This is a genomic window from Ectobacillus sp. OTK (assembly GCF_059698935.1).
On record NZ_AP048547.1, the window covers coordinates 5,090,483 to 5,111,618 of the forward strand.

22 protein-coding genes are annotated in these 21,136 nt (G+C 39.5%); 15 read left to right on the top strand and 7 right to left on the bottom strand.

The window, feature by feature from the left end:
• Position 1: 1 nt before the first annotated feature.
• Together aimA and AC6HZ4_RS25280 are read right to left on the bottom strand one after the other, a co-directional pair.
• On the bottom strand, positions 2 to 1,636 hold the full coding sequence (gene aimA / locus AC6HZ4_RS25275) for a glutamate/serine transporter AimA (protein WP_497492625.1): 1,635 nt from the start codon (positions 1,634 to 1,636) through the stop codon (positions 2 to 4).
• A 905-nt stretch (positions 1,637 to 2,541) separates the two neighbouring features.
• The gene (locus AC6HZ4_RS25280; RefSeq protein WP_497492626.1) at positions 2,542 to 3,042 is read right to left on the bottom strand and encodes a VanZ family protein; all 501 of its coding nucleotides are present in this window, start codon (positions 3,040 to 3,042) and stop codon (positions 2,542 to 2,544) included.
• A 136-nt stretch (positions 3,043 to 3,178) separates the two neighbouring features.
• On the opposite strand from AC6HZ4_RS25280, the gene AC6HZ4_RS25285 reads away from it, so the two are divergent.
• From AC6HZ4_RS25285 to AC6HZ4_RS25295, 3 genes are all read left to right on the top strand, one after another.
• Positions 3,179 to 3,403, top strand: coding sequence for a DUF1659 domain-containing protein (locus AC6HZ4_RS25285; protein ID WP_497492627.1), 225 nt, complete (start codon positions 3,179 to 3,181; stop codon positions 3,401 to 3,403).
• A 128-nt stretch (positions 3,404 to 3,531) separates the two neighbouring features.
• A complete protein-coding gene (locus AC6HZ4_RS25290) occupies positions 3,532 to 3,744 on the top strand; it encodes a DUF2922 domain-containing protein (protein ID WP_497492628.1) in 213 nt (70 codons plus the stop codon).
• Positions 3,745 to 3,995: 251 nt separating this feature from the next.
• Complete coding sequence (locus tag AC6HZ4_RS25295) at positions 3,996 to 4,133, top strand: DUF3789 domain-containing protein (RefSeq protein WP_497492629.1); 138 nt, start codon at positions 3,996 to 3,998, stop codon at positions 4,131 to 4,133.
• Between the two features lie 356 nt (positions 4,134 to 4,489).
• Here AC6HZ4_RS25295 and AC6HZ4_RS25300 read toward each other — a convergent pair whose 3' ends face one another.
• The 4 genes from AC6HZ4_RS25300 to tagU form a co-directional block, all read right to left on the bottom strand.
• Positions 4,490 to 4,888 (bottom strand): DUF4359 domain-containing protein, encoded by a 399-nt coding sequence (locus AC6HZ4_RS25300; RefSeq protein ID WP_497492630.1) that lies wholly within the window; start codon positions 4,886 to 4,888, stop codon positions 4,490 to 4,492.
• Between the two features lie 134 nt (positions 4,889 to 5,022).
• Positions 5,023 to 5,523 carry a DoxX family protein gene (locus tag AC6HZ4_RS25305; protein ID WP_497492631.1) on the bottom strand — a complete coding sequence of 167 codons (501 nt, stop codon included), beginning with the start codon at positions 5,521 to 5,523 and terminating at the stop codon, positions 5,023 to 5,025.
• 87 nt (positions 5,524 to 5,610) lie between these two features.
• Entirely contained in the window at positions 5,611 to 6,393 is a 783-nt protein-coding gene (locus AC6HZ4_RS25310) for an SGNH/GDSL hydrolase family protein (RefSeq protein ID WP_497492632.1), read from the bottom strand.
• A 71-nt stretch (positions 6,394 to 6,464) separates the two neighbouring features.
• Positions 6,465 to 7,385 (bottom strand): polyisoprenyl-teichoic acid--peptidoglycan teichoic acid transferase TagU, encoded by a 921-nt coding sequence (gene tagU, locus AC6HZ4_RS25315; RefSeq protein ID WP_497492634.1) that lies wholly within the window; start codon positions 7,383 to 7,385, stop codon positions 6,465 to 6,467.
• A 171-nt stretch (positions 7,386 to 7,556) separates the two neighbouring features.
• Here tagU and AC6HZ4_RS25320 point away from each other — a divergent pair, with 171 nt between their 5' ends.
• Positions 7,557 to 8,015, top strand: coding sequence for a competence protein ComK (locus tag AC6HZ4_RS25320; protein ID WP_497492636.1), 459 nt, complete (start codon positions 7,557 to 7,559; stop codon positions 8,013 to 8,015).
• A gap of 29 nt (positions 8,016 to 8,044) precedes the next feature.
• Here the strand turns inward: AC6HZ4_RS25320 and AC6HZ4_RS25325 are convergent, their stop codons facing one another.
• The gene (locus tag AC6HZ4_RS25325) at positions 8,045 to 8,536 is read right to left on the bottom strand and encodes a sigma-70 family RNA polymerase sigma factor (RefSeq protein WP_497492637.1); all 492 of its coding nucleotides are present in this window, start codon (positions 8,534 to 8,536) and stop codon (positions 8,045 to 8,047) included.
• 541 nt (positions 8,537 to 9,077) lie between these two features.
• Between AC6HZ4_RS25325 and AC6HZ4_RS25330 the strand changes: the two genes are divergently transcribed.
• The 11 genes from AC6HZ4_RS25330 to AC6HZ4_RS25380 all read left to right on the top strand — a co-directional run bounded on the left by AC6HZ4_RS25330 (position 9,078) and on the right by AC6HZ4_RS25380 (position 20,992).
• Positions 9,078 to 9,707: an HAD-IA family hydrolase gene (locus AC6HZ4_RS25330; protein ID WP_497492638.1), complete on the top strand. Its 630-nt coding sequence runs from the start codon at positions 9,078 to 9,080 to the stop codon at positions 9,705 to 9,707.
• Positions 9,708 to 9,710: 3 nt separating this feature from the next.
• Complete coding sequence (locus tag AC6HZ4_RS25335) at positions 9,711 to 11,084, top strand: sensor histidine kinase (protein WP_497492639.1); 1,374 nt, start codon at positions 9,711 to 9,713, stop codon at positions 11,082 to 11,084.
• Positions 11,085 to 11,116: 32 nt separating this feature from the next.
• Positions 11,117 to 11,707, top strand: coding sequence for a response regulator transcription factor (locus AC6HZ4_RS25340; protein WP_497492640.1), 591 nt, complete (start codon positions 11,117 to 11,119; stop codon positions 11,705 to 11,707).
• 1,103 nt (positions 11,708 to 12,810) lie between these two features.
• A complete protein-coding gene (locus AC6HZ4_RS25345) occupies positions 12,811 to 13,980 on the top strand; it encodes an acyltransferase family protein (RefSeq protein ID WP_497492641.1) in 1,170 nt (389 codons plus the stop codon).
• A 32-nt stretch (positions 13,981 to 14,012) separates the two neighbouring features.
• The gene (locus tag AC6HZ4_RS25350) at positions 14,013 to 14,714 is read left to right on the top strand and encodes a YveK family protein (RefSeq protein ID WP_497492642.1); all 702 of its coding nucleotides are present in this window, start codon (positions 14,013 to 14,015) and stop codon (positions 14,712 to 14,714) included.
• Between the two features lie 89 nt (positions 14,715 to 14,803).
• Positions 14,804 to 15,436: a sugar transferase gene (locus tag AC6HZ4_RS25355; RefSeq protein ID WP_497492643.1), complete on the top strand. Its 633-nt coding sequence runs from the start codon at positions 14,804 to 14,806 to the stop codon at positions 15,434 to 15,436.
• A 23-nt stretch (positions 15,437 to 15,459) separates the two neighbouring features.
• A complete protein-coding gene (locus tag AC6HZ4_RS25360; RefSeq protein WP_497492644.1) occupies positions 15,460 to 16,422 on the top strand; it encodes an NAD-dependent epimerase/dehydratase family protein in 963 nt (320 codons plus the stop codon).
• 51 nt (positions 16,423 to 16,473) lie between these two features.
• On the top strand, positions 16,474 to 17,925 hold the full coding sequence (locus AC6HZ4_RS25365) for an oligosaccharide flippase family protein (protein ID WP_497492645.1): 1,452 nt from the start codon (positions 16,474 to 16,476) through the stop codon (positions 17,923 to 17,925).
• A 10-nt stretch (positions 17,926 to 17,935) separates the two neighbouring features.
• Positions 17,936 to 19,132, top strand: a complete 1,197-nt coding sequence (locus AC6HZ4_RS25370; protein WP_497492646.1) for an O-antigen ligase family protein — start codon at positions 17,936 to 17,938, stop codon at positions 19,130 to 19,132.
• A 4-nt stretch (positions 19,133 to 19,136) separates the two neighbouring features.
• Complete coding sequence (locus tag AC6HZ4_RS25375) at positions 19,137 to 19,925, top strand: glycosyltransferase family 2 protein (RefSeq protein ID WP_497492647.1); 789 nt, start codon at positions 19,137 to 19,139, stop codon at positions 19,923 to 19,925.
• Positions 19,922 to 20,992, top strand: coding sequence for a glycosyltransferase family 4 protein (locus tag AC6HZ4_RS25380; protein ID WP_497492648.1), 1,071 nt, complete (start codon positions 19,922 to 19,924; stop codon positions 20,990 to 20,992). The genes AC6HZ4_RS25375 and AC6HZ4_RS25380 overlap by 4 nt, the downstream gene beginning before the upstream one ends.
• The last annotated feature ends 144 nt before the right edge of the window (positions 20,993 to 21,136 follow it).

Here is a 21,136-nt window from a genome sequence, read left to right on the forward strand (position 1 = left end):
TTCACACAGCAGTTTCTTTATCTATTTTAGATGCTATTGCTTCCTCTCTTCTTTCCATTTCCTTATTCACTTTGTTTGCTTCTTGCAGGTATTCTGTTTCATATCCGCTTTTTACAGCCCACGTATAAAAAACAAGGGATATACATGCAATCACAAGCATGTCCCAGCCGTATGGAATGACGTTGATTCCGCCGAACTTTTCACTTCCTAAATAAGAAATGGCTATCATGCATAATAAGTAAAAGACCATCCAAAGCCCTGCCAGGAAGTTCTTTTGGAATCCCTTCCATTTCACTTTCATTTGGTAATAAAAGTAAATAGGGAGCCCGATCAGAATAATGAATAATACTTGTCCTGTAAGCGGCCAACGCGCCCAATACAGGGTTAAAGAAGCAAATATAAATCCGCATGGCGCGATAATGCCCAAGCCTTTTAGACGCAAAGGCCGATACAAATTCTTACCTGTCCGTCTTAATGTCATTACAGTAACAGGTCCCGTAATATAGGATATCAGAGTAGCAACTGAAATAACCTCTGCCAATACGCCCCAGCCTCTAAATAAGAACAAGAACAAAAAGGATACAGCTAAATTGAAAAACATAGCCGGACGCGGTATACCGTAAATAGGATGCAGCTTTCCTAACACTTCTGGCAAATATTTATTTTTTTGCATTCCGTATATCATCCGCGCTGTTGTAGCTGTATAAGTGATTCCTGTCCCGGAAGGAGAAACGAATGCATCTGCGTATAATAAGATGGCCAGCCAGTTCAAGCCAAGCACGATTGCCAAATCCGCAAATGGAGAGTTGAAATTTAAATGATGCCAGCCATTAACAAGCTCGGAAGGATCAACAGCCCCAATAAAAGCAACTTGCAATAGAACGTATATAACAGTTGCGATTAGAACAGAACCGACGACTGCAATCGGGATAGAACGACCGGGGTTCTTGGCCTCGCCAGCCATATTGATCGGGCTTTGAAAACCGTTGAATGCGAATACAATACCAGATGTTGCTACGGCAGTGAATACACTTGCCCAGCCATTAGGTGCCATACTTTGCCCAGACGTAAAGTTATCTCCATGAAAGCCGGCAAATAGGAGTGCACCAATCGTAAGCCCAGGGATAACAATTTTAAATATAGTAATAGTAGAGTTCGCTTTTGCGAACAAACCTATTGTCCAGTAATTCAAGAAAAAGTAAACAAGCATTAATACAGAAGCAATAGCCAAACCTTTTCCGGTAAGGCTTCCGTTTACTACTAAACTATGTGTCCACTCCGCCCATTCCCATGGCCATGAATTCATATATTGAACAGACGCAATTGCTTCAACTGGAATAACTGAAACAATCGCTATCCAGTTTGCCCAAGCTGCAACAAACCCTAGAAAAGAACCATGAGAATACTGCGTATATTTCACCATTCCCCCAGCTTCGGGAAACATAGCGCCTAATTCACTATAAGAAAGCGCAATAAATAAGATAACAATCATACCGATAATCCAAGAGAAAATAGCAGCCGGCCCGGCAATTTGCGCGGCTCTCCAGGCCCCGAATAACCAACCGGATCCAATAATAGATCCAAGCCCTACCATAATCAGCGCGAAAGTCCCCATCTTTTGATTTAATTTATTCATTAATTAACCCCTTTCATGCAAGTTGTAGTAATTGTGGAAAGACAATCATGCCCTCCAAAGTTCAGGTTCCTATAGCATTTTGCTTAAAAGCTTAATGAATTTTGATATGGCAATACTAACTAAAGCAAATATAGCAAAAGGAACGAACCTAATAATTACGTTTTTAACGAAAATATTGCTTTAGTTTTAACCTAGAAAAATTTTAAGATAAACTTTTCTTTTCCTTGACAGCTTTAGTATCTAACCTACATAAAGAAGACAATAATATAAGTATTAACGCATCACCACCTAAAAATATTACTCGCAAAAATGCGAACAAACGTTTCATTACGGTCCCTATGTTGAACTCACAAAACTTTGTAGCACAGATTTTTTGTATTTTTATCTATATAAACCAGATATCTGGCGAACTAAGTGCATAATCGTCTAATTGAAAAGGAATACATTTATTATTTTTAAAGCAAATTAGTTGAAACAGGGACATTGTCAGCTCAATTTAGAAGGTTGAAAAACAATTAATTTATTAAGCGCTTTCACGTTTATTGAAATCAAATAAAATCACATTTTTAATTTATTATCGGAACTACAAAATTAAACAAAAAGCTACAAATAATAATAATAATTTTTTCTGCTTTTTAAACTAATCTATAAATCTTGGACATGCTGATATTTCTCAGTTCAAAAGGATGTGTATGTACTATACTTTCTTTTAAAGAAAACTCGCCGATTGGCAAGCCGTTAGGCGAAGAAAGAGACGTAGTTGTACTTATGCTGTATTCCTAGAATTTCCTACTACATCGAATTTGCTCCCGTTTGAAAATTTATACCTTGTTAAAATGTGAACAAAAAAAGGGCGGAGTCTGCTTTCCCCCGCCTCTTTTCCTATGTTTTTCACACTATCTTTCCTATATACGAACAGCCTGATTTCTTCGCTTTTGTTTCATAAACAACAAACGAACGGCAATCCCGAACATTCCTCCGACTGTATCCAAAACTGAATCCTGCCAAAGCGGAGTCCGATCCTTCGTAAACGATTGATGAATCTCATCAAATCCGGCATACGCAGCCGTTAACAGCAGCGCAAGTATAATAGCCTGCCCCTTCCGCATAGAATAATGGGAAAGCGCACGATGCAATAGAATAGCTAATACAAAGTATACAGAGAAGTGTGAAGCCTTTCGTAAAAAGAACTCTAAAAATCCTGGTACCCCTAAATGATGAATGCTAATCGTATGCTTCGCATAACTGAAGTCTACCCAGGAAAAATGCTCCTCCACAGCCTGCTCATCTACATATTGTGAAAGCTTCGGTCTCATATCCTGTTTTTCATATGGCTGCGAAGAAAAGTAAAAAATCATCCCGATCCAAAGCAGCACAGGCAGCCATAGTTGAATCCATTTCTTCATTCTAGTCCCTCCATCTCCCCTTCAGTGTATCATATATCAAAAAAATGGGCATTTCTTCAAAAAACCAAATTTTTTTCTCCTGCCAAGCCCATTTTCTCTCTTCGCACTTATATATAAGGCAAAGGGGGTGAGAGAGATGGCAGTACAAACAGTGGTAACAGATGTAAGTGTACGCCTCGTTTTAAATAGCGGGATGGGCACGAACGGCAAACCAGTTTTGAAAAACAAGCTGTACAAAGGAATTAAGCTAAATGCACAGCCTGAAAAAGTGCACGAAGCAGCAGTTGCACTTGCTTCCCTGCAAACATACACACTAGACGCAGTGCAAATGCTAAGCACCAACGATGTAGCCCAGGCATAATAGAAAAGCCTGTTTTGCTTGCGAAGGGGACAGTCTCTGCCAGATGGGGCGCTTTTTGCTCCAAAGGCAGAGGCGCAGTTGCACTTTGTTTCTAAAATTTCCTAAAGTATAAAAAGGAGGATGCCTACATGCAGGTTCTTGAATTGCAGTTTTTACGCGAAGACGGAAAAACAGTCACATTCACCGTTGATAGCCCAATCATTCCAGTGAATGAAGCAGCGGTGAACAGCGCCATGGACACAGTGCTCGCATCGGATGTATTTCTGACGCTTGGGCAAAATGCCCGCAAAAAGGGTGCTCGCCTTATCGAACGAACAGTAGCGGAAGTAAAACTAAATTAAACTTAGAAGCGAAGGAGCCTGAGAAGACTCCTTCGTTTGTATATATGATGGTTCAATTTACCACAAAGAAAATATCCCTATTCATAAGGATATTTTTATATAATATTATTAATAATATATCATTTATACGAAAAGGAATCTTGCAAAGCTGCAGCAGGACGTAATTCTCTGTAAATATGTCAGTTTCCGAACACAGGTTTTTTAGTTAATTTTGATTGAATTGTAAACAAAGGCTAATGGGGGAATAATTTATGTGGAGTTTTATTTTAGGTGCTTTTGTTGGGAGTATTGTTACTGTCTTTACGATGAGCCTGCTTCTCATGTCTAAAAAATCCGATCAGGCCCTTGGTTATGATGAGGATCTGAGAAAAGATAAAGAGGCGGGTTAATATCATCACCCTTCACATGATTGAAGAAGGAGTGTTCTCCCGCCCCTTTTTTTGATAAAAGAGTCAGATTTTAATTATTTTTGATTAAATTCCAATTGTGAAAAGGCTTACAATAACATTATGTAGAATATATATACTATAAGAAGTCCAAACTAATAGTGACGATTATTCGCTCCAGAAAGGAAGGATAGTATGAATACATACACAGAAGGAAACTTTTTGAAGGGACTTTTTTGGGGAAGTATACTATCTTTAATTTTATGGATCTCGCTCATCGGTTGGATCAAGCTCGTATTGCAAACATTTAAACATATGCCCATATATTAACTAATAATAATCTATTCAAGGAAGGAGTTCTAGGCCCCTTCCTTTTTTGTTTGCTCCGGTACCTGAACCGGCACGAAGCGATCTGCCACCGCAACTGTCACATACGTATAGGTCGTTCCCCCAATGGTAAATGAGGTCGTATATGTAGAGAAAAATATATAGTCCTTCTTTGTTGTATATTTGTCAATCAGCAAACCGACTTGCGGCTGTACGTATTTCTCCGTCAATTGCTTACCAAGAGACGCCAGCTCTCCAAACAGGCCGCCAGCATCCTCTTTCTCGGTTTTCGATAATGACTTATGGAGGTCACTTCTGTGAATCAGCTGCTCAGAAGCCCATTTCGTGTATTCTCCCTTTTCTGGATTCGTATTCGCTAAATATAGGAGACCGCCCATGAGTGCAAGCAGTAAAATATAACGCCATTTCATTTCTTCACCCCCATTTCCTTAGCTGTTCCACACTGCAAAATTATCAAATTTCAGATGTTATCTAGTGAACGCTTTTCTTAATATACATATGAAGGCAGCCTTAAAAATAAAACAAGCAGCTTATACAAGCTGCTTTATACCGGGGGCTTGGCCGGCGGCGCGCTCATTTTCTTCTTGAGGGAAGAAAAAATCCAACCATCTGCCCCGATGCGTCCGGCATTTTCACGCGCTGATAGAAGCAGCAACGACCAAAGAATCATTTGCGGATTAATATCCATGGAACCGCTTAGCAAGTATGAGAAATTCATAATAAGTGCAAAATAGAGGGCTGGTCTTGTAAATGCACCGGCAATGAGACCAAGACCGACGAAAAACTCCCCAATCGGCACAAGATAATTCAGAATATCAACATTTGGCAGGAAGAAATACTTTACGATAAATGCCCACCAATCCTGCACAACCGCATTATCCCCTGATGTTTTAGTGATTGCATCCTTCAAGAAAATGGAAGCGTCAAAGCTTTTGTTTGAAATTTTCTCAAACCCATGCCTGAACCATACAACCCCCAAGAAAAAACGCACGATTGCTAGAAACCATGCCATTTTCTTATTTTTCTTCAAAAATTCCGAAAACACTCCCGCTCCCCCTCACTGCTGTATATGCTCTCTCTAATCGTAGGAGCAAATAGAAATGAAGTCAACATATTCAAGTAGATTCCTAGTCTATTCCTTCTCGTTCGCTATAAAATAGCCCGTTAAATATTGCGCCCAAACCTGCTGTCCCTGTGCATTTGCCCAACCATCCGATTTTTCAAGATAGTTCAGAATATCATCTCCATTTGGATCAGGCCAGCTTGTCCAATGATCCAGATATGTAATTCCCTTGCTTTGCATGCTGTCCTTTAATAGTTGTACAGTACTCGGATAGTGCTTTGCCTGGTGCAGCGGATTCGGCGGCTGTACGAATATCGCAACACCTGGGACGCGCTTTGTAATCTCATCCAAAATGATGGAAATATTATTCACCGTTTGCTTCTTACTAACTACGCCCGCATCCACAAGCAAGGAAGGCTCGTACAACAAAATATCCGGCTTCGAATTGACTACATCCTCAAAAACCTTCTCATCTACCCATTGCTGCGTTGTTTTTTGTGGGTACGATTTCACAGTAACCTGAAACACATCAGATCCGTATGTATCCTGCAGGTTTTTTGCCAATATGTCAGGCCATCCTGTTGCAGCCTCATCTCCAGCAATCACAAGCTGAAGCGGCTTCTTCGTCTCCACTGCCTGTTTGATTTTCATTTGCACTGCCTCTGGCAGGTTCTTCATATGCACAGTGTAGGAAGAATCCTGCTGCTTAGTCCCAGGTACAGCATCTCGAAGCACCGTCTTCATGTTATTTGTTGCAGCTTGAATTTTTTCCTTAAAATGCATATTACCGGCTACTGTTACCCCCAGTGTCAAAGCAACAACACCTGCTGCTCCAATTTTTTTCCACATCATACCAACTCCCTTCATTATCTATACTACCAAATCAAGGAAAATAAAAACAGACTGGAATACTCCAATCTGCTTTAAGATTCCGCAGCCAGTCCCAAATGCTTGCGCAGCTGATTCGATAACTGCTGCCGCATCGCCTCGGATACAACATAATACCAAATGCGGCCAATTCTTTTTCCTTCCCCAGTAATTTCAATCTGTTCAACATGCTGCGCAGCTTGTTGATAATCCTTTTGAATCTCATACATCTCCGCAGCTGTTAGATTCGTCCTTACATGATGCTGGATAACCTGTAAAATCTTCTCGTAATGCGTCAAGGAAGAGAAGGAAGCACCCTTTTTCATCACCGCCTCAATTACCTGCCGCTGCCGCCCCTGCCTTCCGAAATCACCCTTTGGGTCCTCCTTGCGCATACGCGCGTACGCAAGCGCCTGCGCCCCATTGAGTGCAATGCTTCCTTTTGCAAATGAATATCTTTCATAGCTAAAAGGAAATGGATTATTAACCGTTACGCCGCCGACCACATCAACAATCTCTTGAAAGCCCTGCATATTAACCTCAATATAATAATCAATCGGAATGCCTAGAAACCGCTCCACCGTATTCAGCGTCATTGGTACACCCCCAAAAGCATACGCATGGTTAATCTTATCCTGCCTGCCCTTTCCTTCAATCGTGACATATGTATCGCGCGGAATACTAACAAGCTTTGTTGTATTCTCATTCGGGCTAACGGTAACAAGTACAAGGGAATCAGAACGTCCTCTGTCTCCCTCCCGCTCATCCACGCCAAGCAGCAAAATAGAAACGGGATCGAGCTGCTTTAGCTCAAGAGGCTCCGGTCTTATTTCAATTGCCTCCCTCCGCACAGGCTGATGCACCGATTGAAGTGTTTGATTCACATCTGAATAGACTTGATATGCGTACACACCAGCCCCTCCCACAAGCACTGCGAGACAAACGGCCAGCCAAATAAAGATTCGTTTTCGTTTCATGCCTGCTCTCTCTTTTCCTTAAAGATACGGTTATCGTACCCGAAAACTCTATATTCAAACATCCTTTTACAATTTTCACCATGAAATTTTAAATTTTACAGCCCAAAGAAACTAATTTCCAGTTATAATATAAATACGAAATAAAACTCCAAAAATGAAGGAGGATTTCCAATGAATCAAACAGATTATCACATTTGTGAATACACCATTGCATTTCTTCCCTATGCCCATCCGCTATACCAAACGAAAATTCTTGATACAAGAGGTGTCTTTTATTCCGAGAAAACCTGCAAACAACTGCTCGATGATGCTTGCATCCGTACTGGCGCAAGCTACCAAGGCAAACGAGAGGCCATCAAGCGCCTGCTGCATATACAGAGAAACCTCCCGATTCCGCTTTGCTGGAAACGGAATATTTGTCCTATTCCATCTACATCGCCAAATAAATGGGACTGCATTTGGTATTGCTATGCCCATGTACGCGAGGTACGGCCGCACGGAAAGAAAACACTGCTGCTATTTGCAAATGGCGAAGAGCTTCTTCTCAATTGCAGCGCATACCGCACAAAGCAGCAGCTTCAGAAGGCTGCCCGCATTCTTACTCACTTTCAGCTTTGCTCCGACCTATGAAGGCTGCCTATTAGCAGCCTTCCCCGCCCTTATATCCACCTCTGCTCGCAGGCATACTCTTTCATTTTCCGAATTGCTCTTCGGTAAAATGAGCGCACCTGATCGTATGTCATTCCCTGCTCCTGCGCAATGGCAGTCAGCTTCTTGCCGTGATAGAAGCGCTCCTCAACAACCAAACGCTGCTTCGGATTTAAAGGCGCCAAATACTGAAAAAAATCAGCATCATCCTTCTGCTCCTTTGATGAAATTGTTTCCGCAAGCTCCGGCTCCAGCATAATCTGCCTCTCCTCTACCCTCCGCTCCTCATACAGCTTCCTAAGCAAATAGCCGCGCACCGTATAAAAGGCATACGTCGAAAAAGCTCCCTTTCGATCGTCAAACTGTTCATATGCCCTCCAAAGTGCAATTAAGCCACACTGATAAAACTCATCTTGATTCCGATAGATGCACAGCCTCTTTAATTGCTTGTAAATCATTTGTTCATATAATTGGGCTGCTTCCTCAAACGTCGATGGCTTCATAAATTAACGTCCTTCTGAAAGACGCGTCCTTCTTGTTATTCCGCGGTACCTTTACAATAAAAGAAATACCCGGATGGCTCACCTAATCAAACATGACCATATGTATGCCTAGCTTGAAATTTGGCTAGACGTAACTTCAATTTAGCAGTTTAAAGGCGGCTGTTCTGTATAAAAATAGCCCCTCTTATCATTTTATCTACAAGATGACGAGGATTTGAAAAAGCAAGAAAGCAGAATTGGTTCTAAAAGGTTATACCTTCTTAAAAAAGACGGGCAAAATGCTTGTCCTCCATCTGTATATCGACGAAGATTCCGTTTCGCATGGAAAACATAATACGCCTGTAAACCCCCAGGTAATGGAATTCTGATAAGAAAATCGATGTATATCCATACCAAAATTCATATAAAAAGGAATATTTAAACATAAATGGTCGATATTAAAAACAACAAATAAGTGCGCTACAAAACCATAATTTATATATTTTGGTATAATGAAGAAGAATGTATATTTTATAAATCACTAGATTCTAAGGAGAGTGCTATGTCTAAAGTTATACTTTTTAATTTCAATGGAACGATTGTGAACACAAAATCTTTGGCAATTGACATTTTTAATGAAATTGCAGAAAAACAGGGTTACAACAAAATTAATGAAGAAGACGTTCCATATTTAAGTACGCTGTCAGTACCTGACAGATGTAAAAGACTGAATGTGCCTATTTACAAAATGCCTCTTGTTGGGCTAACCATTAAGCAAAGGTATCAACAGTACATCCCTAATTTGAATGCTGTCGATGGCATAAATGAAGTAATTCACGAGCTCAAGCAAAAGGGATTTCGTTTAGGGTTTTTGACAACCAACTCCCGTGCTGGCATCAACCAATTTTTAAAAAACAATTCCATTAATATTTTCGATTATGCTCATTATTCATTTAATTCTTTTTCGAAAGCAAGAAATATTGCCTCCTTTCTTAAAAGCAATACGCTACACCACAGTGAGGTTATTTATGTTGGTGATGAGCTAAGAGATATTAAAGCAGCTAAAAGGAATCAGCTTTGTTGCATAGCGGCAGCCTGGGGCTACGATTCAGCTGAACTTTTGAACACAGGGCATGCAGATCATGTCGCACAACAGCCGAAGGATATTTTACATATTGTTTCGGGGAGATAACCAATGTTGTTTATTTTCTTTTTTAATTTGTTATTTGCAATTATTTTATTTGTTAGCCAACCTAAAGAAAATGAAGCGAATCGCTGGATGATTACATTCACTATGTCTGCTGCAATAGGTGCGCTTTCAGAATCCATCGTGAGTGACATGATACCAGTATTACAAACCATGAAAGCTATATCTCTCTCTAAGCTTTTGTTTCAGGTACATATTTATTTTCAATTTTTAAGTGAGATTATTTCCCCTTATGCAATCCTTATGTACTCTATCGTGTATTCAGCAATAGTTAAGGTAGAGATTAAAAAAAGGCTATCATACATTCTCGCGGCACCAATGGCTATTATGTTATTTTTTACTGATTTCTACCCAGACATTGCAATTAATTTTCGAATACTGCTAGTATGGTCTGCTCCGTATTTCTTAATTGCAAGCTGGCTCATGCTTTACACTTGGCGCAACGAAATAAACATATATCGCAAACAAAGTAAATTTCGAGTATTTATCGTATTGGTTCCTGCGTGGTTAGGTGTTTTTATTTTTAATTACACGTTCAGAGCCATTGATCCAGATACCGAATTATTTCGGATTGTCCCGATATTCTTTTTCATCGCTTACATATTATTTATCGTATATATTTTCATCATTGGCGCTTTCGGAATTAGAGTTAAAATAGAACAACAGTATATATTAGACAAGTCTATGAAAATCATGAGTGAAGGAACGGCAATTTTAAATCACACGATTAAAAATGAAATTAGTAAAATTAAATTTTTCTTCAATCTCGCCAAAAACTCTATTGAAAAAAAAGACTTAGATCAAGCTAAAGATTCTATTGAATCAGTATTTTCTGCGATTCAAGGCATTGACAATATGGTAGATCGCATAAGGTCAAAAACAGAAGAAATTATTCTTAAAGAAACAAGTGTTCAAATAGCGGAATTGATTAAGAATTGTGTCGATGAAGTACAGTCTATTTGTAATGCCCGGGGCATTACAATAAAAACCCATTTAGAAACCGATATTACGTTATATTGCGATAATGTTCTTTTATCGGAAGTGATGAAAAATATCCTGAATAACGCTATGGAAGCTATCGTCGTACAGGAAGGTATGATACATGTTTATCTGTTTCATATAAAGAACGGAATAAGTATTGAGATTAATGATAACGGGGTCGGAATTCCTAAACAAGAGCTTAACCGGATTATGGAACCCTTCTTTTCAACAAAGGGGAACATAAAAAATCATGGTTTAGGGCTTAGTTTTTCTTACCAGGTAATCCGAGCGCATGATGGCGAGTTATTTGTACATAGTGAAGTAGACAAAGGTACTTCTGTCATTATTCAATTCCCTAAATCCCGAATACTTAATGTTTAAATGACCGTATAGTTTGGGACTGGGGGATTCATATGTTAGGAGATAAAAAAATAAAAGTGGTATTGGTCGAGGACGAACCATTCTGGCAGGAAAACATATCTAAGCATCTTGAAAAAGAGACAAATAATATCAAAGTAGTCAGTGTTGTCGGATGTAAAGAGGATGCACTGGAAGTCATCAAAAGAGAACCCAAAATAGATGTCGTACTTATAGATATCAACCTTTCCAGAGCTAATTTGGATGGGATTGAAATTATAGAAATATTACATAATCAAGGAATCAAAACCATTGCCCTGACCTCAATTGAGGATGAGGAAATCATTGTTAGATCCTTTGAATCGGGGGTAATCAATTATTTAAACAAGTCCAGTATATTTGACATTATAACAGCTATAGAAGAAGTCGTTGAAGGTAAAGCTCGGATACATTCTGATGCTGCACCAGCCTTATTATCTAAGATAAGAGAAGATAAAAAAATACAGGTCCTCACTTCTTCAGAACGGGAAATTTATAAGCTTCAACAAAAAGGCTATGGCAAAAAGCAGATTGCTGAAGCACTTTTTAAATCTGTAGAGACTGTAAAAAAACAAATGCAGTCCATTAAAAGGAAATTATCTGTATAATAAAGATTTGAGGCTGATCCAAAAGCCCCTAAACAATAAAAATTAAAGTAAGAATGCGAAATAGGCCATTATTGAAACCCTTGATTTTACTCGGTTTTCAATGATGGCCTATTTTCCATTTTAACTCACAGGAGAGCATTATCCCCCTTGGTCATCTTATTACACACTAAAAAACCATAATTCTATCATGTTATCCCTAAGTTAGGAAGGGGTAATTTTTTGGTCCTCCCCTACATTTACCAAACCTTATACTATATGGATACTTACTTATTATGGGGTTGTAACATAAGAAAAAAAGTATATGAAACATAATAAAGATTTTAAAAAAACTATTGAATTCTATAAGGAATGCCTATGGGGTGAGCTCTCCTCCCACTTAGCTACGCTTGAAGTGGGGGATTCTTCCTGCGAACACCAAAGTATCCTTTAGTTCTTTAGCAGTCTCTACGGACCGTCCCGGCCCTGATAGCAATCGTTTGTAAGTTGGACCCGCACGCCTCCTGCTCGGCCTCGTTTTCGCTCTACTTCGGTAGGCGTAGGCGATAGAAGATTAAAGGTTTTACGCAGCAGACGGATTTCCTGCTACAACCTCTTTCAAAGGACAATCTACACAGGGATATATTACCACAGGAACAAATGTTTTGCTACGCAAAAAGCCAATTCATCTCCCACTTATTTCTGGGCTTTGCCCTTCACGAAATGGAAGTAGGAGTCTTCTTGGCTAAAAAGATAAAGAAAACTCGCCGATTGGCGAGCCCTGCCTTTGGGCGAAGACAGAGGCGCAGTTGCACTTATACTTTATTCCTAAAATTTCTCGCTACGCCGAATTGTCTTCCAGCTAGAAATTTATACTTTCTTAAAGTGTAAAAAGGTGAATTGATGGTTATATAAGCGTTATTAAGTGATTTCCCTTCACCTAAAAGGCTGCACAAATAAAATCATTCAAAGCTGCATTTTATTCAGCATATAGATTTACAATAACAAAAAGTGAAGAACACAGCCAAACTGCGGCTGCTAGTTTCTGCAATACGGATACAAGAACCAAAGCTTGATTCCCTAAAATAAACTATAAAAGAAGAGATGTGCATTTTGCAGGTGATAAGATGAATAATCGATATGTAGAATTAGATTCCTTAAGAGGACTGGCTTCTTTATTTGTGATGATTGGGCATCTTTTTATGATTATGCCTGAATATGCTAATTACACATATAATAACAACTCCCCAGCGCTTATTCATCTTCTTAAGGAAAGTCCTCTCCGCCTGATCTTTAGTAGCGGAAATGAGTCTGTAATCCTTTTTTTTGTATTAAGCGGATTTGTTCTGTCCCTTCCATATTATGGAAACAAAAATACCGCGTATAGCACCTATATCATAAGAAGAATATGCAGAATCTATATTCCCTACGCTTGCTCTATTATAATAGCAATCCTGTGCAAAGCTTTACTGAGCGGAGAGAAGATTCCCGGTTTAAGCGGCTGGTTTTACCGTTCGTGGACGTCTATAGACTCCCCTAGCTTATTATTAGGCCATCTTTTTTTAATCGGAACCTATAATACAGACGCGTATAACAATGTCATATGGTCCCTTGTTCATGAAATGAGGATTTCGCTTATCTATCCAGTGATGATGATCCCTTTGCAATATCGATTAAAAAGGTCCTTATTCGTTCTAGCGACAATATTTGCTGCTTCCTCCGTTCTTCTTGCTCTTAACAGGGAACAGATTCATCCTACAAGCTTCCTGCTTACATTTCATTATTGCACCCTGTTCCTGGCTGGGGCCTATTTGGCAAAATACCGGCATGCTTTGAGCAAGCTTTATAGAGGGATTCCTTTTATCTACCAAATTCTTATTATTTTTATAGGCTTCATTTTCTATTTATATGAAGGCTGGGCAGGAGACTATCCATTCCTGAATAACCTAATATTCCGGAATATATCGATTGCGTTGGGAAGCTGTATTTTTATTATTCTCAGCCTATCTTCTCCCATGATTTCTTCTTTTCTAAAACAAAAAGCACTGATATCTTTAGGGAAAATTTCTTATAGCCTTTATCTATATCACTTAATCTCTCTATTATCATTGATCCATATATTCTATAGAGTCATTCCGGTTGGACTGATACTAGTTATAGCTTTTATCAGCTCCATATTTATAGCTGGGATTGCTTATAAAATATTTGAGAAACCCTCACATAGACTGGGGAAAAAGCTAACAAAAGGAATCGTATTATTTACAAAGCCGATTTCTAATAGCAAAACAGAAACTTAGCCAGGGTGCTCCCTGCTATTCATAGGAGGTTCATGATGGAAAAAGGAATGAAGTTAAAGGAATTGCTTCATCTGCTTAGAAGGAGATGGATTACGCTTGTATTGACAGCCATATTCATTACATGCTCTATCCTCTGCACCGTATTCTTTGTTTTAAAGCCTATATATCAGTTTTCTACACAGGTTGTTCTAAGCTCGGTACAAGAGGAAAACAGTGTTAGCTCCTATAATGGAAAAACCAATGTTCAGCTTATTGCTTCTTACATGGATATTGTGAAAAGTCCCATTATCATGCAAGCAACAATTCAACAGTTAGGATTAAATAGATCCGTTTCTGACTTGCAGCAGCAAATCTCAGTAACTAATAATGAAAACTCTCAGGTTATCAGCATTACTGTAAGAGACAACAATCCTGAAACAGTAAAAAAGATATCCTATACAGCTGCTTCGATTGCTAAAGAAAAAATAAAGGAGCTGATGAAAGCACAGGATTTTACTATATTACTGGAAGGGGATGTCCCAGAGGTATCAGAGATGGTATTTCCCAAACAAGCTCCTAGTATAGCAATCTCTCTGATCATGGGATTATTAACGGGAATTGGTGCAGCATTTTTGCGTGATCATTTAGATGATTCCAGCCAAATGGATCTGCGTACTGGAAGCAAAAAGAACAAACAGGGGCAGGGAGGGAAAACAGCATATACATCCTCTCAGGGAGAAAAAATTGGTGTGTAAGCATGTGTGAAATATTTAGAATAATCTTATTTTTCATTAATTAAGAGGGTTTCCTGTAAACTTTTGCGTGCAAAGGAGTGTAAATAATCATGCATCAATCAGTTCAATTGGAGAAATACAACATAATAGCCAAAGACCTTCCTTCCTCGTACCTCGTCCTGAAACGACTATTTGATATGGCTGTTTCGCTTATAGGATTGGTGGTTGCCGTACCCATGATGCTCATTTTTAGTATTCTTATCGTATTAGAATCACCAGGTTCGCCAATCTTTTTACAGGAACGCTTAGGATTGAATGGAAAGAGCTTTACGATCATTAAATTGCGCTCTATGAGACATGATGCTGAAAGGGATGGGGCTCAGTGGGCCTTAAAGCATGACCCGCGTATTACAAGGATCGGTTCATTTATTAGAAGAACTCGTATTGATGAGCTGCCGCAGTTATGGAATGTTTTAAAGGGAGATATGTCAATCGTTGGACCAAGGCCAGAGCGGCTGTACTTTTATAATGAATTTGAAAAAAGAATACCTGGTTTTCGTAATAGGCTTATTGTAAAACCCGGAATAACAGGATGGGCGCAAGTGAATGGGGGATATGATATCGATCCCGACCAAAAGCTGCAGCTGGATTTATATTATATTCATCATGCAGGCTTTCGCTTGGATATCCGTATTCTTCTAAAAACATCTATAATTCTATTTACTGGTGATGGAGCCAGATAAATCAAAATTTCGGAGGCAATGCTATGAAAAAAGTATTGGTAACAGGCGGCTGTGGCTTTATTGGCTCCCATATTGTGGATGAGCTTATAAGGAATGGGTATGAGGTAGCCGTATTTGATAACCTCTCAACCGGAACCTTTGAAAACATTAAGGATAAGGACGCCACATTTTACTTAGGGAATATTATACATGATGATTTAGAGCATGCTATAGCATCCTTTAAACCTAGCTGTATTATTCACGAGGCTGCCCAAGTCAGTGTACAACGCTCTGTATTAGATTGTCGCGAAGATGCCGACATCAATATAATAGGAATGGTAAATCTCATAAATGCTTGCAGGAAGCATCAAGTGAATAAAATTGTGTTTGCGTCCTCAGCAGCTGTATACGGAGACATTACAGCTTTTCCTATCTCCGTAACAAGCAGGGAACAGCCAGCTTCTCCCTACGGCTTGTCTAAATATGCCGCTGAACAGTATTTAAAGCTGGCTAAGAAGCTCTACGGGATCGACTATGTAATCCTCCGCTATAGCAATGTCTATGGCCCTGGACAAAATGCACATGGTGAAGGCGGAGTTATATCCATTTTCTTTGATAAAATTCTAAACAACGAACAGCCTGTCATTTTTGGAGATGGTAAGCAAACGAGAGACTTTGTTTTTGTAAAGGATATCAGCCGGGCAAACCTAAAAGCGGTTGAATACGATTCCTGTGGTATATTCAATATCTCTACAGCTGCTGGCATTAGCATAAATGATGTCTTCTATGAAATTCGAAAGCAAAGCGGCAGCACGATATCTCCCGCATATGCTATGCAGCGCAGCGGTGATATTAGGGATAGCATCCTATGCAATAAAGAAAGCATTAAGCTTTTAAATTGGGAACCCGTATACGGTATTACAGAAGGGCTGCATTCTACGTTCAAATATTATAGCCAGCAGGCGGCAGCTTCGTATTCCCATTCCAAGCTCCTTATTACCCCCTAGGGTTTACAGTAAATGTATGGGACAATCTTATTTTATTAGGCGGGCTACACAATGAATCAAAATAAAAAAAATTCTATTGGTAAAAATGTGCTTCACTTATTTATCAGCACTACACTCTCAAGGGCTTTAAATGCGGCTGCGTTAATGGTTTTAGCAAAATATTTTAACTCTTATCAATATGGGATGTTCAGCGTCGCTTTGGCATTCGCCATGGTCATGGGATATTTCACAGATGCCGGGCTCAGCAATACCGTTTTAAGGGAAGGATCGCGGCAAAATTCTGATCTTCAGGCTATTGTAGCCTCTTACATCAGGCTGCGAATTTTTCTCCTTATGGCAACATTCCTTGGAGCATTCATTATCATCCGCAGCCTCTATGGCAACAACGAATTGGCTCACATGACCTATTATCTTATTATTCCCATGGTTCTCGGTCTCGCTATGCAAAGTATTGGAATTACATACTTCCAGCTAACGGAACAAATGCACTATTTGGGTGCAATACGGATTTGGTCTTCCGTGCTGCTCTGCATTATGATTGGCATCGGAATGATTCTGTCTGTGCAGCCTTATATCATGTCCTTCTTGTTTGGAATATCATATTTCCTGGCAGGATTATATGGACTATATATGGTTCATACAAGCATTGGGCTCACAATGAAGCATCATTTCCAAAGGGGGCTGCTGGATAATATTTGGTCCTTTATTATAAGTGGGCTGCTAATTATGCTCCTTCCCCAAATGGGGCCCCTTGTGTTAGAGAAGACAATAACACTAAAGCAAATAGGAATTTTTGCAGTTGCTTACCGCATTCCTTCCGCCCTGTACCAAATTCCAGGAATTATAGGCGGAGCCTTTTATCCCGTTCTATTCAAGCATTACAGCTCCAATCGGAGGCAGGAGCATGCAAGGCTAAGCATCCTACAGGTGAAGATCATGGGGATTATAGGAATCATGATCACAATCCCAATCTTCCACTTATCAGGATGGATCATTAAGCTTTTGTTTGGGGAGAAATGGATGGCCGCAGCAGAACCCTTGCGTATGCTATCTATTTTGCTGATACTGCAAGGCATTAGCGTTGCTCTGGCAGATGGTTTAACAACGCAGGGACTACAAACTAGGAGAACGATAGTGCAATTTTCCACCACCGTGATCGGCGCAGCCCTCTACTGGATTTTAAGCACCGAATATAACATTACAGGTGCCGTATATGCTGCGCTTTCTATAGAAATATTGGCCTTGCTTGGCTTTTGGATGCTTAGCCCTAACAGATGGGATACAGCAAAACAGGCATTACTTCCCTATATATCCCTGTTCTCTGTAATCCTGCTTTGCACCGGTCAACTCTTTGGTGCATTCCCGATAGCTGCCATAATTATAAGCTTTGCCTTATTAACTCTTATCCTTATAGATAAAGAGCTAAGAGAAACCATTTTGCATCATATAAAAAAGCAAAAGGAACAGAGAATCACTCAAAAAAATAAAGTTCATAGCGCTTAGGAGAATTAAGATGGACATTAGAAATGCTAATGATTTCAATACAAACACAAGAATGCTCTTTCTTCTCCTGTTCCTTATTACATTGAGCAGGTACAATCTCCAGATTGGGTTTTCTTTAAAGCCGTATATGATTTTCCTATTCGTTATGTTTTCCTTAAATCTTGCTTCCTTCTATTTTACAAGATTATACGGTCATGAAATCGCACTATTGGCTTTTTATTTTCTTTACAGCTTGAGCGGAGCCCTCTCTATATATGCAGGCTCTAGCCTGCGCATTATTCTAGGAATTACCCTGGTCCTTTGCTGCTATTTTATTATGAAATCCGCAATAGGCAATTATTCTAGAAAACTCATCGAGACCGCAATCGGAAACTCAGGGCTTCTTTTCAATCTGGTTAGTCTTATTTTGTATCTAATTGGTCTGCAAAGCTTACACTTTCAATTCAGCGAGCATGAAATAAGTGCATACGGTGTCTTAATTGATAGAGGATATCCCCGCTTGATCGGTCTTTTGGATGATCCCAATATTTATGTTTTTTATAATACAATCTTTTTGCTTTACTTTTTATGCAATAGTCATTCACTAAAAAACAAATGCGGCCTTGCTTTATCTATTACAACTAGTGTGTTAACCTTTTCCCGCGGCGGACTGATAGCTTTGCTGCTCGTATTTGTTATCTATCTGCTTATGAGTAAGCCCGGAAAGCAGCTAAAGCTCATGTTTCATTTCACATGCTTCCTCTCTATTACTGTATCTGTGACGACTATGTTTATGAAATTTGATATTATGAGCATCCTGAACCAAAGGATAGAAGACTTTCAAGAAGACAGAGGTAGCGGGCGGTTTGAGCTTTGGAATCGGGCAATCGAATATTTTATCGCTCATCCCTTCATGGGAATTGGCGCCTTCAACTTTTCTGAATATAATTTCTTTTTTTATGGAGAGAAGCTGTATGTACACAACACATTTATAGAAATTCTTGCGGAGTCGGGTGTAATAGCCTTTTGTGTATTCCTTATATTCCTCTTCCTCGTGGCACAAAAGTTAATTACAACTATGCTATATAAGGAAGCTCCGTATCTATTTCTGACTTTCATCGCATTTCTGCTCCAAATGGCTTCTCTGTCTCTTATTGTGAATGAAATGTTTTTTGTCTATTTAGCAATTCTTTGTAAGTACTTCACTTTACCAGATTTGGAGGAATAAAATTATGGATAATTTAGCAGAAAAGACATATAACATGCCGCTTGTTTCTGTGATTATTCCTGCCTATAATTGCGCTGCATTTATTCCAAGCGCAATTCGATCCGTGCAGCAGCAAACCTACCGAAATTGGGAGCTCATCATTGTGGATGACTGCTCCCAGGATGCGACAAGGAAAATCATTGAAGAGTTTGCAAGAAACGATAGCCGTATTCGAATGATCATATTCCCTGAAAATAGAGGAGCTGCAGAGGCACGAAATGCAGGGATAAAAGCCGCCTGCGGTGATTATATTGCCTTTCTGGACGGAGATGACATGTGGAAGCCGGAGAAGCTGGCAATACAGACCTCCTTCATGATAGAAAATGACATTGCTTTTTCCTTCACAGGCTATTGTCATATAGATGAAGAGGGAAAAGAGCTTGGAGTCAAGATTTATCCACCTGCAGTTCTCGATTATAAGGATCTGGCTGGGAACACGATCATCGGCTGCCTGACAGTTATGTTAGATCGGAGAAAGATTGGAGAAATTAGCATGCCTAATGTAAAACCGGAGGACACAGCAACGTGGCTTTCCCTTCTTCGGCAGGGTCATAAAGCCTATAGCATCCCCAAAAATTTAGCATATTATCGGATCTCGCCAGGCTCGGTATCCCGTAATAAGCTAAAAGCTGCCTTTAGATACTGGAGCCTGCTTCGGACACAGGAGGAGCTGAACTGGATGCAAGCCAGCATATACTTCATGAGGTATGCATTAAATGCTTATATCAAAAACAAGGCAGGGATTCGTGTATGAATGTCTTATTTATAACCGACAAACTCATAACAGGGGGGGCGGAAACATACTTCTGTAAGCTGGAGAACGAACTGCAGCATCCGGATCTCACACTCTATACAGCTGCAGGGTATGGGGATTTATATGGAAATCTCAAGCAAAAGGAGCGGTTTACAATACTAAGCAAGAAAAATCACTTTCGTAACATCAAACGATTAAGCAAAAAGGTAGTAGCTTGCGATATTCATATGATTCATGCAAACAGCCTCCGCATGCTCTTCTACGCTATCCTTATAAAGAAGCTAATTAGAAGGGAAATAAAAATCGTTTACACAAAGCACAATCTGACCTTATTGGATGGAAAATATAAACTTATACTTTCTAAAATTTTAAATGGTTACGTAGACCGTGTTATTACAGTGAGCGAATACGAAAGAAATAACTTAGTCCTTAGCGGAGTGCGTGAATCCCTTATAACCACCATCTATAATGGTGTTGACTTGAAGCAATTCACCTTCTCACACAAGGTAAAGCCTGCAGTCAAGAAAATAGGAATATTAGCTAGGCTTTCCAGCGAGAAAAACCATGATTTATTCTTAAAAATTGCTTATGAACTAGAAAAAAATTATCCGGATAGCTTCGAATTCTACATAGGAGGGAATGGGCCCGAGCAGCTTTCTATTCTTCAAAAAATTAAAGAGCTTGGTTTATCAAAAAAGGTCCATTGCTTAGGAGAAATAAAACATCCAGAACAATTTATTCGCGAGATGGATGTACTGCTGCTCACTTCACATCGGGAAGTCTTCCCGATGGTTATCCTAGAGGCAATGGCAGTTGGTACACCAATGATAGCGATAGACAAGGGAGGCATTAATGAAGCTATTATAGATGAACAAACCGGCTTCCTTATCCCCTCGCATTCCGAAAAGGAATTTAGCGAAAAGGTCCTACTGCTTTATTTCAATCAGCAGCTTTATAAGCAAATGGCAGAAGCATCCAGACAAACTGTACAATCCCGGTTTACATTACATCACATGATCCAGTCAACCTTGCAGGTATACTTAAATTTACATATACAAAATGGATAGACTGCGGGAATTGGACAATGCCCCGAAGGTTATGCTTTTCTTACTTAAAAAGGCTTTTTTCGTAACTACTTTTGCCTGAGGCTTATAAATATTTGATAAAGATAAAAATATGGTAGAATTCGGTATAATTTTTCAGAAGTTTAG

What these genes read in the sequence shown, in the direction of transcription:
- aimA (WP_497492625.1), bottom strand. Translation starts at nt 1,636, where the DNA reads ATGAATAAATTAAATCAAAAGATGGGGACTTTCGCGCTGATTATGGTA.
- AC6HZ4_RS25280 (WP_497492626.1), bottom strand. Translation starts at nt 3,042, where the DNA reads ATGAAGAAATGGATTCAACTATGGCTGCCTGTGCTGCTTTGGATCGGG.
- AC6HZ4_RS25285 (WP_497492627.1), top strand. Translation starts at nt 3,179, where the DNA reads ATGGCAGTACAAACAGTGGTAACAGATGTAAGTGTACGCCTCGTTTTA.
- AC6HZ4_RS25290 (WP_497492628.1), top strand. Translation starts at nt 3,532, where the DNA reads ATGCAGGTTCTTGAATTGCAGTTTTTACGCGAAGACGGAAAAACAGTC.
- AC6HZ4_RS25295 (WP_497492629.1), top strand. Translation starts at nt 3,996, where the DNA reads ATGTGGAGTTTTATTTTAGGTGCTTTTGTTGGGAGTATTGTTACTGTC.
- AC6HZ4_RS25300 (WP_497492630.1), bottom strand. Translation starts at nt 4,888, where the DNA reads ATGAAATGGCGTTATATTTTACTGCTTGCACTCATGGGCGGTCTCCTA.
- AC6HZ4_RS25310 (WP_497492632.1), bottom strand. Translation starts at nt 6,393, where the DNA reads ATGATGTGGAAAAAAATTGGAGCAGCAGGTGTTGTTGCTTTGACACTG.
- tagU (WP_497492634.1), bottom strand. Translation starts at nt 7,385, where the DNA reads ATGAAACGAAAACGAATCTTTATTTGGCTGGCCGTTTGTCTCGCAGTG.
- AC6HZ4_RS25320 (WP_497492636.1), top strand. Translation starts at nt 7,557, where the DNA reads ATGAATCAAACAGATTATCACATTTGTGAATACACCATTGCATTTCTT.
- AC6HZ4_RS25325 (WP_497492637.1), bottom strand. Translation starts at nt 8,536, where the DNA reads ATGAAGCCATCGACGTTTGAGGAAGCAGCCCAATTATATGAACAAATG.
- AC6HZ4_RS25330 (WP_497492638.1), top strand. Translation starts at nt 9,078, where the DNA reads ATGTCTAAAGTTATACTTTTTAATTTCAATGGAACGATTGTGAACACA.
- AC6HZ4_RS25335 (WP_497492639.1), top strand. Translation starts at nt 9,711, where the DNA reads ATGTTGTTTATTTTCTTTTTTAATTTGTTATTTGCAATTATTTTATTT.
- AC6HZ4_RS25340 (WP_497492640.1), top strand. Translation starts at nt 11,117, where the DNA reads ATGTTAGGAGATAAAAAAATAAAAGTGGTATTGGTCGAGGACGAACCA.
- AC6HZ4_RS25345 (WP_497492641.1), top strand. Translation starts at nt 12,811, where the DNA reads ATGAATAATCGATATGTAGAATTAGATTCCTTAAGAGGACTGGCTTCT.
- AC6HZ4_RS25350 (WP_497492642.1), top strand. Translation starts at nt 14,013, where the DNA reads ATGATGGAAAAAGGAATGAAGTTAAAGGAATTGCTTCATCTGCTTAGA.
- AC6HZ4_RS25355 (WP_497492643.1), top strand. Translation starts at nt 14,804, where the DNA reads ATGCATCAATCAGTTCAATTGGAGAAATACAACATAATAGCCAAAGAC.
- AC6HZ4_RS25360 (WP_497492644.1), top strand. Translation starts at nt 15,460, where the DNA reads ATGAAAAAAGTATTGGTAACAGGCGGCTGTGGCTTTATTGGCTCCCAT.
- AC6HZ4_RS25365 (WP_497492645.1), top strand. Translation starts at nt 16,474, where the DNA reads ATGAATCAAAATAAAAAAAATTCTATTGGTAAAAATGTGCTTCACTTA.
- AC6HZ4_RS25370 (WP_497492646.1), top strand. Translation starts at nt 17,936, where the DNA reads ATGGACATTAGAAATGCTAATGATTTCAATACAAACACAAGAATGCTC.
- AC6HZ4_RS25375 (WP_497492647.1), top strand. Translation starts at nt 19,137, where the DNA reads ATGGATAATTTAGCAGAAAAGACATATAACATGCCGCTTGTTTCTGTG.
- AC6HZ4_RS25380 (WP_497492648.1), top strand. Translation starts at nt 19,922, where the DNA reads ATGAATGTCTTATTTATAACCGACAAACTCATAACAGGGGGGGCGGAA.